The sequence below is a fragment of the Dactylosporangium maewongense genome (assembly GCF_039531485.1).
Classification (GTDB): domain Bacteria; phylum Actinomycetota; class Actinomycetes; order Mycobacteriales; family Micromonosporaceae; genus Dactylosporangium; species Dactylosporangium maewongense.
The window spans coordinates 129,344-141,678 of the sequence record NZ_BAAAQD010000004.1 but is presented as its reverse complement, the minus strand read 5'-3'; the positions used below and the strand labels follow the sequence as shown (position 1 = coordinate 141,678).

The 12,335-nt window shown below is 74.8% G+C and carries 10 protein-coding genes; 7 read left to right on the top strand and 3 right to left on the bottom strand.

What is annotated here, in order from left to right; all coding sequences use genetic code 11:
* The first annotated feature begins 39 nt into the window (after positions 1-39).
* The gene (locus tag ABD332_RS12725; protein WP_344502032.1) at positions 40-2,802 is read left to right on the top strand and encodes a cation-translocating P-type ATPase; all 2,763 of its coding nucleotides are present in this window, start codon (positions 40-42) and stop codon (positions 2,800-2,802) included.
* On the opposite strand, the gene ABD332_RS12720 is transcribed toward ABD332_RS12725, so the two are convergent.
* Entirely contained in the window at positions 2,803-3,582 is a 780-nt protein-coding gene (locus ABD332_RS12720; protein WP_344502031.1) for a metallophosphoesterase family protein, read from the bottom strand.
* Positions 3,579-4,934, bottom strand: a complete 1,356-nt coding sequence (locus ABD332_RS12715; protein WP_344502030.1) for a diacylglycerol/lipid kinase family protein — start codon at positions 4,932-4,934, stop codon at positions 3,579-3,581. Before ABD332_RS12715 ends, ABD332_RS12720 begins: the two co-directional genes overlap by 4 nt.
* Positions 4,935-5,126: 192 nt before the next feature.
* On the opposite strand from ABD332_RS12715, the gene ABD332_RS12710 reads away from it, so the two are divergent.
* Complete coding sequence (locus ABD332_RS12710) at positions 5,127-5,633, top strand: DUF1269 domain-containing protein (protein ID WP_344502029.1); 507 nt, start codon at positions 5,127-5,129, stop codon at positions 5,631-5,633.
* A 90-nt stretch (positions 5,634-5,723) separates the two neighbouring features.
* Here ABD332_RS12710 and ABD332_RS12705 read toward each other — a convergent pair whose 3' ends face one another.
* Positions 5,724-6,083 carry an ArsR/SmtB family transcription factor gene (locus ABD332_RS12705; RefSeq protein WP_425552189.1) on the bottom strand — a complete coding sequence of 120 codons (360 nt, stop codon included), beginning with the start codon at positions 6,081-6,083 and terminating at the stop codon, positions 5,724-5,726.
* On the opposite strand from ABD332_RS12705, the gene ABD332_RS12700 reads away from it, so the two are divergent.
* The 5 genes from ABD332_RS12700 (at position 6,073) to ABD332_RS12680 (ending at position 12,330) form a co-directional block, all read left to right on the top strand.
* A complete protein-coding gene (locus ABD332_RS12700) occupies positions 6,073-8,436 on the top strand; it encodes a M28 family peptidase (RefSeq protein ID WP_344502027.1) in 2,364 nt (787 codons plus the stop codon). The genes ABD332_RS12705 and ABD332_RS12700 overlap by 11 nt on opposite strands.
* Before the next feature lie 70 nt (positions 8,437-8,506).
* Positions 8,507-9,271 (top strand): TetR/AcrR family transcriptional regulator C-terminal domain-containing protein, encoded by a 765-nt coding sequence (locus tag ABD332_RS12695; RefSeq protein WP_344502026.1) that lies wholly within the window; start codon positions 8,507-8,509, stop codon positions 9,269-9,271.
* Between the two features lie 44 nt (positions 9,272-9,315).
* The gene (locus ABD332_RS12690) at positions 9,316-10,011 is read left to right on the top strand and encodes a hypothetical protein (RefSeq protein ID WP_344502025.1); all 696 of its coding nucleotides are present in this window, start codon (positions 9,316-9,318) and stop codon (positions 10,009-10,011) included.
* Positions 10,004-10,726, top strand: a complete 723-nt coding sequence (locus tag ABD332_RS12685) for a Fic family protein (RefSeq protein ID WP_344502024.1) — start codon at positions 10,004-10,006, stop codon at positions 10,724-10,726. The genes ABD332_RS12690 and ABD332_RS12685 overlap by 8 nt, the downstream gene beginning before the upstream one ends.
* Before the next feature lie 116 nt (positions 10,727-10,842).
* Positions 10,843-12,330 carry an FG-GAP-like repeat-containing protein gene (locus ABD332_RS12680; protein WP_344502023.1) on the top strand — a complete coding sequence of 496 codons (1,488 nt, stop codon included), beginning with the start codon at positions 10,843-10,845 and terminating at the stop codon, positions 12,328-12,330.
* The last annotated feature ends 5 nt before the right edge of the window (positions 12,331-12,335 follow it).

Sequence of the window (12,335 nt, the reverse complement as noted above, 5' to 3'; positions counted from 1 at the left end):
GTCACGCGGACCTCAGGAGGCGACACGTTCATGGTCACGATGTCGACCAGGGAGGCGGAAGCGCCGCCCTTCCACGCGCTGTCAGTCACGGACACCCTTGCGGTGGAGCACGTCGAACCGCGCTCCGGCCTGTCGGACAGCGAGGTGGCGGCGCGTCGTGCCACCTACGGTCCGAACCGGCTGGCCGGGTCGCGCAAGGAGTCGTGGTGGCGGGCGTTCGGGCGGCAGTACGCCGACCCGATGCAGATCGTCCTGCTGTGCGCCGGGATCGGCAGCCTGTACCCGCTGCGGCAGCTCGGCACGGGGCTGCTCCTGCTGCTGCTCACCCTGTTCAACGCGGCCCTCGGGATGCGGCAGGAGGGCAAGGCCGCGGCGGCGGTCAGCGCGCTGCAGAAGATGATGATCGTCAAGGCGAAGGTCCGCCGCGACGCGCAGCTGACCGAGGTCGCCGCGGAGGACCTGGTGCCGGGCGACGTGGTGCTGGTCGAGGCCGGTGACCTCGTGCCGGCCGACGGGCGCCTGGTCAGGTCCACCGGCCTCGAGATCGACGAGTCCGCGCTGACCGGTGAGAGCGTCCCGGTCGCCAAGGACGCCGAGTCCGTGGCCGGGACCGAGGCGGCGCTGGGCGACCGGGTCGACATGGTGTACATGAACACGAACGTCACCCGCGGGACCGCCGAGTTCGTGGTCACCGCGACCGGGATGGCGACCGAGGTCGGGCACATCTCCGGGATGCTGCAGACGGCCCAGGACGCCGAGACCCCGCTGACCCGCCAGCTGTCGCGGCTGACCAACCAGATCCTCATCGTCGCCGGCGTCGCGCTGGCGCTGTCGATCGCGCTGAACCTGTCCCGCGGCAACGCGTTCGACGTGGTGTTCCTCGCCGCGGTCGCCTTCGCCGTCTCGGCCATCCCGACCGGCCTCCCCGCGGTCGTCACCACGATCCTGTCGATGGGGACCCAGCTGCTCGCCCGGTCCAACGCGATCGTCAAGCGGCTGCGGTCCACCGAGACCCTCGGGTCGACCTCCGCCGTCAACTCCGACAAGACCGGCACGCTGACGCTGAACCAGATGACCGCCGTCGAGCTGGCGATCCCCGGCCGCCGGTACGCCGTGTCGGGCAGCGGCTACGGCATCGAGGGCGACATCCGGCACACCGCCGGCCAGCCCGACGTGCCGCTGGAGCCGTTCCTGCTGCCGATGGCCCTCGCCGGCGACGCCGTGGTGCGTGACGGCGAGCTGATCGGCGATCCCACCGAGGGTGCGCTGGTCGTGCTCGCCGAGAAGGGCCACGTCGACGTGGTGTCGACGCGGCAGCGGTACCCGCGCCTGGCGGAGGTGCCGTTCGACGCCGCGTACAAGCTGATGGCGACGTTCCACCGGATGACCGACGACGCCGGCACCGACGTGGTGCGCGCCTACGTGAAGGGCGCCCCGGACCAGCTGCTGGCCCGGGCGGCCACGGTGCTCTGGCCCGGCCTGACGCCCAGCCCGCTGGACGACGAGCTGCGCGGGCGTTACCTGGCCGAGAACGAGCGGCTCGCCGCGCAGGGGCTGCGGGTCATGGCCACGGCCCGCAAGGACTTCCCCGCGGCCGGCTTCGACCCGCAGGCCGCCCTGCTGGAGACCCTCGACGAGCTGACCCTGCTCGCCCTCGTCGGCATCGTCGACCCGCCCCGCCCGCAGGCGAAGGCCGCGATCGCCACGGCGAAGGCCGCCGGCATGCGGGTCCGCATGATCACCGGCGACCACGCCGTCACCGCCGCCGCCATCGCCGGGCAGCTCGGCATCGACGGCCGGGCGATCACCGGCGCCGAGTTCGGCGCGATGAGCGACGACCAGCTGAGCCGCGACATCGACGACATCGGGGTGATCGCCCGGGTGACCCCGGAGCACAAGGTCCGCCTCGTGGAGATCCTCCAGCGCAAGGGCCACATCGTCGCGATGACCGGCGACGGCGTCAACGACGCGCCCGCCCTGAAGCGCGCCGACATCGGCATCGCGATGGGCATCACCGGCACCGAGGTCTCCAAGGAGGCCGCCGCGATGATCCTCACCGACGACGACTTCGCGACCATCGTCAAGGCGGTGGAGATCGGCCGGGCGCTGTACGACAACCTCAAGCGCTACGTCCAGTTCCAGATGGGCGCCCTCATCGGCTTCATCGCCACGTTCCTCGGCGCCAGCATCTTCAACATCGCCGCCGGCGTGCCGTTCCTGCCGCTGCAGACGCTGTGGGTGAACTTCACCACCCAGGTGTTCCAGGCGATCGGCCTCGGCTACGGCAAGCAGGACGCGGACCTCATGCGCCGGCCGCCCCGCCGCTCCGGCGAACCGCTGCTGCCCAACCGCACCCTGCTCTGGCTCGCCTTCCTCGGGCTGGTGCTGGGCGTGGTCACCCTGGCCGTCATCGCCTGGGCCGGGCCCGCGTACGGGACCGGCGTCGCCCGCACCATGGGCCTGACGACGTTCTCGCTGCTCAACCTGGCGCTGTCGTTCACCGTCCGCAGCGACGTGCGCTCGGTGTTCACCCTGGAGACCTTCGACGACCGCCGGTTCCTGGTCACCAGCGGCATGTCGGTCATCGCGATCATCATCGCCACCGAGCTCGGCCTGCTGCAGCGGATGCTCCACACCGTCAGCCTCAGCCTGACCCAGTGGCTGGTGTGCATCGTCGCCGCCCTGTCGGTGATCGTGGTCACGGAGGTCCGCAAGCTGGTGCTGCGGCACCGGCACCCGGCGACGACCGGTGCCACGACCAGTGCCACGACCGAGGCCACGGACACCGTGGCGGTCGGCTGATCAGCGCTCGTAGGCGGCAGTGCGGCCGGTGCGCCAGGACCCCGCGACCTCGACGCGGTGCTCGACGTGGATCCGCCGGTCGTCGATCCGGATGACGGTCCACGAGCGGGGCGCGCCCCGCAGCCGCAGGCTCGTCGCCGTGCCGGCCACCACCTCGAGCGGTCCGCGGCCGGCGGGCCGGTCACGGCGGCGGCTGGCGGGCACGTGCGTGTGCCCGGCCAGCACGAGATCGACGCGGGCAGCGGTGGTGGCGCGCAGGAGCGCCGCCCGCCCGGCGATGCGGGCCGGGCCGCGCGTGAACGGCGGATGATGCAGCGCCAGCAGCCGGACCGCGCCGGCGGGGGCGGCGCCGAGGAAGGTGGCGACCGTCGCCGACTGCCGGCGCGACACCCGGCCGCTCTTCCACCGCCAGCGGGGCATCGACTGCAGGCCGAGCGCCCGGATGCCCGGCAGGTCCAGCCGCGGGTCGAGCTCGGGTTCGAGCCGGGCGCGGTACCGGTCGTACGGCGCGACGAGCCGGCTGGGGCGCAGCAGCGGCACGTCGTGGTTGCCGGCCACCACGAGCAGCGGTGCCGGGAGCCGGTCGAGAAAGGTCCGGGCCTGGACGAACTCGGCGTCCCGGGCCCGCATCGTGCAGTCGCCGGTGACGACCACCAGGTCCGGCGCAACGGCGGCCACGTCGTCGACGAGCGGGTCCACGACCGCCGGCGCGTGCCGCCCGAAGTGCAGGTCCGACAGGTGCGCGACGACCAGCGGCGGGCGCCGCGGCCCGCCGTTCACGACCGCCGGTCCTCGCCGGCGGTGGGCGCCGTCCGGTCCCCGCCGGTGGTGAACGCCAGCCGCCACAGCCGGCGCCAGTCGACCCGCTGGCGGGGGCGGCGGACCGGCCTGGACCGCGGCACCCGGACCCGCAGCGCACCGGGCTGGATGCGGCACCGCACCGGCGTGGGCAGCAGGACCGACTCGCCGTCGATGCCGACCGGGACCGACGGCGCGTCCGCCTCGACGACCGCCGCGCCGGCGGTGAGCTGGGTGAGCCGCTCCGACCGGGTGCCGCGCACGAGCATGGCCGCGTCGGCGGCGTTGTTGACGGTGACCGCCAGCACGCCGAGCGCCCCGCCGTCGAGCCGCTCCCGGCGGCCCAGCCCCACGAGGTCGTTGCTCGCGTACGGGTTGTTGCTCACCAGAACGGCCTGGGCGCCGGCGACCCGCGTCCCACCGGTGGACAGCCGCAGTGCGACGCCGTCGCGGCCGGCGAGCAGGTCCGGCAGCATGTCCAGCGCCGTCGCCGCCTTGTCCTGCCGGTAGCCGGGGCTCTGCACCACCTCCGCGTAGGCGCCGAAGGAGGCGTTGTTGACGAACATCCGGTCCCCGGCCCAGCCCACGTCGACCCGGAGCTCGACCCCGTCGGTCAGGGCGTCCAGGCACCGGGCCGGGTCCCTGCGGTCGAGGCCGAGGTCCATCGCGAAGTGGTTGCGCGTGCCGGCGGCGACCACGACGAACGGCAGGTCGTGCTCCACCGCCACCCGGGCCACCGCCGCCTGCGTGCCGTCGCCTCCCGCGACACCGAGCAGGTCGGCGCCGGACCGCACGGCCTGCCGGGCCAGCGCCGCGACGTCGACCTCCCGCGGCCCCTCCAGCAGCACCACCTCGGCCCCGAGCGCGCGGGCCTTGCCGGCGAGGTCGTGCCGCTCCACCTTCCCGCCGCCCGAGCGCGGGTTCATGATCAGGAACGGGTGGCGCGGCGGCGCGGCGACGGCGTGCTCGGCCGTGCCCGGGCGTGGCAGCGCCGCCCCGGCCGCCGTGACCGCCAGCGCCCAGAGGCCGGCGCAGACCAGCGCCACCAGCAGCAGCCCGGCCTGGGCGTACAGGACCACGACCGTCACCGGGGCCGCGACCGCGACCAGGCCCGCGAGCACCCGGCGGGCGCCGCGGTACGCGAGGGCCGCCCACACGCCGGCGAGACCGGCCCCGGCACCGGCGACCGCGACCGCCACCAGCACGACGCCGCGGAGCCCACCGGCGGCGACGAGCAGCCCGACCGCGGCGACGGCCGACACCATCGCCAGGCGGGCCAGCCACCGCGCGGCGCCGTCGCTCCCCGGCCTGTTCCCCTTGCCGTCCGCCGGCATCGACCAACCTCCCGAGCCCGTCCCGCCTCGCGTCTGACGCTCCCCCCGGCGCGGGCGGGCGCCGTCATCAGGCGCGGGTGACGTGCGGGGCGGCCCACGCCGCGTCCGGTCACTCGACGCAGGCGAGGCGGTTCGGCACCGGCGTGGCGAGCGTTGCAGGTGACACCACGACAACAGGTGAGAGGAGCCACCATGAGCGAGATCATCGCGATCGAGTACAGCGACATCCCCACCGCGAAGACCGCCCGGGAGAAGATGGTCGACCTGCAGCGGCAGGGGCTCATCACCCTGCGCGACGCCGCGGTGGTGGAGGTCAACGCCGGTGGCAAGGTCAAGGTGCACCAGGCGGCGTCCGCGACCGGCATCGGCGCGGCCGGCGGCGCGATGTGGGGCGGCCTGATCGGGCTGCTGTTCTTCGCCCCCTTCCTCGGCATGGCGATCGGCGCGGGAGCCGGGGCGCTCGCCGGGAAGAGCGCCGACGTCGGCGTGGACGACACGTTCATGAAGGACCTCGCCGGCACGCTGCAGCCGGGCTCGGCGGTGCTGTTCCTCCTGGTCGACCAGATCACCGTCGACAAGGTCGTCCAGGAGATGGCACCGCTCCATCTCGGCGGCCGCATGCTGCGCAGCTCGCTGAGCCGCGACGCGGAGCAGCGCCTGAACGACGCCGTCGACGCCGCCCGCCTCGCGCACGTCTGAGGCGCGGCCGGCCCGGGGCGTGCGGCGGTCCGCCGCCGTCCCGGGCCGTCGCACGCCCGCTCCCGGCCCGGGCCGCCGGCCGGGTCGGTGTCAGGCCGGGTCGGTGACGGTCAGCAGCGCGGCGAGCCGGCGCATGATGCCGGGCCGGGCGCGGTAGTAGACCCAGGTGCCGCGGCGGTCGGCGGAGACGAGGCCGGCCTCGCGCAGGGTGCGCAGGTGGTGGGAGATCGTCGGACCGGACAGGTCGAACGCCGGGGTGAGGTCGCAGACGCAGATCTCCCCGCCGTCGGCGGAGGCGATCATCGACATCAGCTGCAGCCGGACCGGGTCGCCGAGGGCCTTGAACGCGGGCGCGAGGACGGCCGCGGTCTCCGCCGGGATCCGGTCCTGGGCGATCGGCGGGCAGCACGGCGCGTCGACAACGTTGAGGTCCGTGAGGGTGAGCACCACCGGCCTGCCGGCCCCCGCCCGCGGGCTCGGCGCGCTCCTCGACGCGGTGTCCGGCGCGCGGATGGCCGCCACCGTCGCCACCCTGGCCGGCAGGCCGTTCACCGGCCGGCGGGTCGGCACGGCCGGTGCCGCCGCCGCCCGCGCCTGGCTCGACCGGCACCTGCGCGACCTCGGCGCCGCGGTGACGGTCGAGCCGTTCACCGCCCCGCGCGTCCCCGAGGTGTACGCCGCGCCGGCCGTCGAGTGGCACGACGGCACCGCGCACCACCAGCTCGGCTTCGGCCGCGAGGTGGCGGTGCACCTCGCGTCGGCCGACCAGCCCCTCGCCCGGCGTGGCGACCCGGCCGTCGCCGGAGCGGGCGACCCGACCGGCCGGTGGCTGCTGGTCCCGGCGGGAATGCCCCTGTCCGACGCCTACGGTCACGCCCACGGCGCGCTCGGGCTGCTGGTCGGCCGGCGCGTGGACGCCGAGGGCTGGCAGTACACGATGCTCGCCGGGCCGGACCCCGGTCCGCTGCCGGTCCTCACCCTGGACACCGCCACGCACGCGGCGGTCCGGCCCGGCGGCTGGTTCGCGACGAACACGCCGATCCGCCGCCGGGACGCCGCGGCGGCCAACGTCCATGCCCGCTGGCGCACCGCCGGGCCCGGGCGACCGGACCTGCCGCTGACCGCGCACTACGACGGGGTCGGCGACCATCCGGGGCTGTGGCAGCCGGGCGCGGCCGACAACGGCAGCGGCGTCGCCGTCGTCCTGGAGACCGCCCGGGTCCTCGCCGGGGCCGGGGCGCTGCCGGACGGGGCCGGGCTGTCGGTGGCACTGCTGGACGGCGAGGAGGCCGGCGCGCTCGGCTCCGCCTGCCACGCCGCGCGGCTGCGCCGGGCCGGGGCGGCGCCCTTCGTCGTCAACGTGGACGGCGCCGGCCACCTCGACCGGGCGGCGGCGGTCGAGGCCGGCGGCCCCGCGCACGGGCTCCTGGCGGCGCTCGACCAGGCCGGACGGCACACCGGGCTGCCCCTCGCGGCCGGGCCGGTCGCCTCGGACAACCGCCGCTACGCCGCCGCCGGGCTCGCCGCCGCCGGGCTCGCCGCCGTCGGTCCCGGCGCCGTCGGCGTCGGCGCCGGGATGGCCGGCTACCACAGCCCGGCCGACACCGCCGACCGCGTCGAGACGGCCACACTCACCGCGGTGGCGCGGCTCGTCGTGGCCACGGGGTGGCTCGCCGGCGCCGCGGACACTACAGTTCCCCGGCAAGCGCTACCTCGACTGGCAGCTCGACGACCCCGCCGGGCAGGACCTCGACGCCGTCCGCCCGATCCGCGACGCCATCAGGGCCCGCGTCGAGCAACTGCTCGCCGAGCTGCCCACCGACGCGCGCTGACGGCACCGCCACCCAGGCCCGGCGCCGGACGCGGACGACGTACCGGCCGCCGGGATAGACTCTGCGCACCGGGTACAGGCTGGGAGGTGGGCGTGGCGCAGGCGGCGGCAGGCATCGTCGCTGAGCTGTGCCGGCGCATCGCCGCGGGCGAGCTGCGGCCGGGTGAGACCGTGCCGTCGACCCGGGGCGTCGCACGCGAGCTGGACCTCCCGGTGAGCGCCGCCGCCCGCGCGCTGGCGATGATGCGGCAGGACGGTCTCGTCGAGGACGCCGGCGGGGCGGGCCCGGTGATCACCGAGCAGGCTCCCGGGATCGCGTCCGGCTGGCGGCCGCCCGCCCGGCGGCGGCGTTCCTCGCCCGCGGGTGCGGAGTTCCTGGCGCTGGCGGTGCGCACGGCGATCGAGTCGGCCGACGCGGACGGGCTCGCCGTCACGTCCGTCCGGCGCATCGCCGTCGAGCTCGACACGGACTTCGCGACGGTGCGCAAGCACGTCGGCGACCGGGCCCAGCTGGAGGTCCTGATGGCCGACGCGATCTTCGCCGGGCACGAGCCGCCGGCGCCCAGCGGGGACTGGCGGGCGCAGCTGGAGGCGCTGTGCCGCGCGCAGCTGCTGATGTACCGCCGCCACCCGTGGCTCGCCGAGGCCGTGTCCTTCAGGAAGCCGCTGCAAAGTCCGCATGTGGCCGAGCACACCGAGTGGGCGGTGCGCGCGCTGGCCGGTGCGGGGGCGGCGCCGGACACCGCGCGGCGCGTCGCCGTGACCACCGCGAGCTTCGTGCGCGGCCACGCGATGCGCCTGGCCCAGGAGCAGCGCCACGACGAGCTGCAACACGAAGAACCGCCGCACGAAGAACCGCAGCACAGAAAGCCGCGGCACGGGGAGCCCGCAGCGGACGTGGAGCGGGGCACCGCGCTGTTCGAGTTCGGCCTGGAGCGGCTGCTCGACGGCTTCGCGCGCCTGGTGCCATAGGCGACGACGGGAAACGAAGGCGCGGCTAGAGTTGGGCCACAACACACGGCGGGAGGCTGCAGTGGCGCTGATGGCGACGGACATCGCCGCGCTGTTGCGCCAGCGGATCGCCACGGGCGAGCTGCCGCCGCACACGGTGGTGTCGTTCAAGGACCTCATGAGCGAGTGGGACGTCTCGATGCACATCGCCTTCAAGGCGCTGCGGCAGATGCGGGACGAGCGCCTCGTCGAGAAGGTGCCCGGCATCCACGGGCTGTTGGTGACCGAGCCCGCCGCGGGCATCGCGGCGGCGTGGCAGCCCCCACCGCCACCGGGGACGGAGGCCCGTGCGCGGGTGGTCCGCACCGCGATCGAGCTGGCCGACGCCGACGGCCTCGCGGCCGCCTCCATGCGGCGCATCGGGGAGCGGCTCGGCGTGACCACCATGACGCCGCACAAGCACGTCGGCAGCCGGGCCCGCCTCGAGACCATGATGGCCGACGCGATCTTCGCCGGGCACCCGCTGCCGCAGCCGCCCGCCGGCGACTGGCGGGCGCAGCTCGAGCTGGTGTGCCGCACGCAGTGGCAGATGTACCGCCGCCACCCCTGGCTCGCGAGGATCGTGTCGTTCGAGCCGTCGCCACTCAGCGAGCACGTGGTCGCGCACATCGAGTGGGCGGCGCACGCGATGACGGGCCAGGGCCTGCCGGCGGAGACCGCGTCGCGGGTCGCCGCGACCGCCGCCGACGTCGTGCGCGGGATCGCGATGGACGCCGATCAGGACCCCGACGACACCGAGCTGTTCGAGTTCGGCCTCCAACGCCTCCTGGACGGACTCGCGCCGCTGTTCCCGTAACGGCCGGCCACGGCCGCCGCAAGAGGCGGCACCATACTGGACGCGTGTATCCGTGGACGTTGTCGTGGCCGGAGGTCGACCCTGCCCGGCACCCGTTCGACCGGGAGGCGGCGCCCGCGGTGATCCGGGGGCTGCCGCCCGCCGCCGCGGTGCCGTCCCGCCGGGCGGGGCACGCCGCCGACCCCGCCGTCATCGGCTGGGGGCACGGGGAGGGGCGGCTGTGGTGCGACGCGATGAGCACCGCCCTCGTCGAGCACTACGGGCCGTGGGCGTCCGGCTGGCGGTGGTCCTCCGGCGAGGGCGACTACGGCGGCGGGCCGGTGCACGCGTGGTGCTGCCCGCGCGACTCGATGACCACCCCGGACGCCACCCTGGCCGTGGTCGCGGCGGCGCTGCTGGAGTGGCGGGCCTGGCTGGAGGACCTCGCCGCGCGTTTCGACGGGTTCCTGCCGCTGCCCGCCGGCCGGGAGGCGGCCCTCGCGGCGTGGGAGCGGGCGGTGGCGCAGCTGGTGACGGTCGTGGTGGACAGCACCGGCGCCGAGGACGCGTGGTATGAGCTCTGCGGCCAGGTGCTGCACTGGTTCCTGGCGGCCGCCGGGGTACCGGAGGCGCTGCGCGGGACGCTCGTCGGCGAGGCGATCGACGGCCGGTTCGAAAGCTGGTGCGAGCCGGCGGACGACCTGGTCACGGACGTCGCCGGGCGGCTCGCCGCGGGGGTCGTCGGCCGCGGCGATGCGTGACCACCTGCTGGACTGGATCCGCGTCCGCGAGGAGGTGCGCTGGGCCGAGGTGGCACGGCCGTTCCCCGGCCCCGTCCGGGGCGCCCGCGACGGCGTCGCCGACCATGTCCGCACGACCGTGGCGCACCGCGACCCGCACCGGGCACGGCGCCTGCTCGACGCGCTACACCGTGCCCGGACCGCCACCGAACTGTCCCTCGAGGTCCTCGCCGGCTGGCAGGCCGTGGTCCTCGGCGGAACGAACAGCAGGACGGACAGCGGGACGGACAGCGGGGCAGGCAGCAGGACGGACCGCGGAGCAGGCAGCGGGACGGGCAGCGGGACGGGCACAGCCCGCTTCCGGACGGGCACCGCCCACGCGAAGCGGGGCCGGGACCGCTACGGGCTGCACACCGACACCGAACCCCGCTTCCGGGCCTGCCTCGCCGACGCGACGGACCCGTCGGTGCCGCTGTCGGCCCGCGCCGCCCGCGTCTACCTCGACGTGGCGTTCTTCCACCCGTTCGAGGACGGCAACGCCAGAGCGGCCATGCTCTGCCTGTACCACATCCTGCACCGCGGACAGGTCACGCTGGACCTGGCCGCACCGCTGCTGCGGATCACCCGCCGCGCCGACGACCCGGCCGGCGCCGCGGACCTGGTGCGGCTGGTCGACATCCTGATCGCCGCCACCCACCGGCGCGCCGCGGGCGCCGCACCCGGACACCGCACCTGAGCCGACCGGGCCGCGCATCCGAGAAATCGATTGCTGCAAGTTCTTTACGGGAATTCCCCACGCCTGGCAAGATATCGACATCAAACGATGCCGGACCGGCCGTCAGGAGACCCCGTATGTCCCGTGTCCAGCGAGCCGCGCTCGCCGCCGCCCTGCTCACCTTCGTGCTGGTCGATGCCTCACCGGCGTCGGCGGCGCCGCTGTTCAAGGCGCCGTTCCCCTGCGGTCAGCGCTGGACCTACGACCACCACAGCGCCGAGGTGCGCCAGGCGCTCGACTTCGTGCGCACCGACGGCACCACCAACGGCACGCCGCAGGTCGCGACGGCGGCCGGGGTCGCGCACCGGCTGTCGCAGCCCGGCGGCGCCGGCAACTACATCTCCATCGACCACGGCGGCGGCTGGACGACGTACCACTTCCACCTGAGCGCCTACTCGGTGCCCGACGGCGCGTACGTGCAGCAGGGCCAGCAGATCGGCATCACCGGCAGCACCGGCAACTCGTCCGGCCCGCACCTGCACTACGAGCAGCTGTTCAACGGCGTCGGGCAGGTCATCTCGATCAACGGCGCCTCGCTCGCGCCGTACCCGGGGCAGTACAACCAGAAGTTCCTGGTCAGCGACAACTGCGGGCAGGGCTCGGGTCCGGGCGACCGCTACCTGGCCGGGTCGCCGACCGACTTCAACGGCGACGGCAAGGACGACATCGTCACGTTCACCCGGGGCACGCTCAACGACGTGTACGCGGCGACCTCGACCGGCACATCCTTCACCGGTACGTCGGTGAAGTGGAACGACTTCTTCGGCCTCACCGGCGAGACCCTGCTGACCGGCGACTTCAACGGCGACGGCAAGGACGACGTCGTCACCTTCACCGGCGGCTCGCTCGGCGACGTGTACGTGGCGCTGTCCACCGGCACGGCCTTCGCGGGCGCGGCGAAGTGGCACGACTGGTTCGCGCCGAACGCCGAGGTGCCGGCGGTGGGCGACGTCAACGGCGACGGGAAGGACGACATCGTCACGTTCACGCACGACGCGGCCGGCGACGTGTACGTGGCGCTGTCGACCGGCACCGGCTTCGGGCCGGGCGTGAAGTGGCACGAGTACTTCTCGATCCCCGGCGAGCACCCGGCCGTGGGTGACGTCGACGGCGACGGCAAGGCCGACATCATCACCTTCACGCAAGGCCCCGCGAGCGCCTCGGACGTGATCGTGGCGCTGTCCGACGGCACGTCGTTCGGCGCGCCGCAGAAGTGGCACGACCTCTTCGCCGTCGGCGCCGAGCTGCCCCGCGTCGGTGACATCAACGGCGACGGCAAGGCCGACATCGTCACCTTCACCTGCGACGCCGACGCCGACGTCTACGCCGCGGTCTCCACCGGCACGAGCTTCGCCGGCACGACCGTCAAGTGGAACGACTTCTTCTGCCTGCCCGGCGAGTTCCCGTACCTGGGCGACTTCAACGGCGACGGGAAGGACGACATCATCGTCTTCACGAAGGGCACCACGAACGACGTCTACGTGGGCCTGTCCACCGGCACGTCGTTCGCCGGCGGCGTCAAGTGGCACGACTTCTTCGGCCTCACCGGCGAGACCACGCTGTGAGTGAC

Coding starts and splice junctions, on each gene's coding strand:
- ABD332_RS12685 (WP_344502024.1), top strand. CDS start 10,004: ATGCGTGACCACCTGCTGGACTGGATCCGCGTCCGCGAGGAGGTGCGC.
- ABD332_RS12680 (WP_344502023.1), top strand. CDS start 10,843: ATGTCCCGTGTCCAGCGAGCCGCGCTCGCCGCCGCCCTGCTCACCTTC.
- ABD332_RS12715 (WP_344502030.1), bottom strand. CDS start 4,934: ATGCCGGCGGACGGCAAGGGGAACAGGCCGGGGAGCGACGGCGCCGCG.
- ABD332_RS12710 (WP_344502029.1), top strand. CDS start 5,127: ATGAGCGAGATCATCGCGATCGAGTACAGCGACATCCCCACCGCGAAG.
- ABD332_RS12695 (WP_344502026.1), top strand. CDS start 8,507: ATGGCGACGGACATCGCCGCGCTGTTGCGCCAGCGGATCGCCACGGGC.
- ABD332_RS12725 (WP_344502032.1), top strand. CDS start 40: ATGTCGACCAGGGAGGCGGAAGCGCCGCCCTTCCACGCGCTGTCAGTC.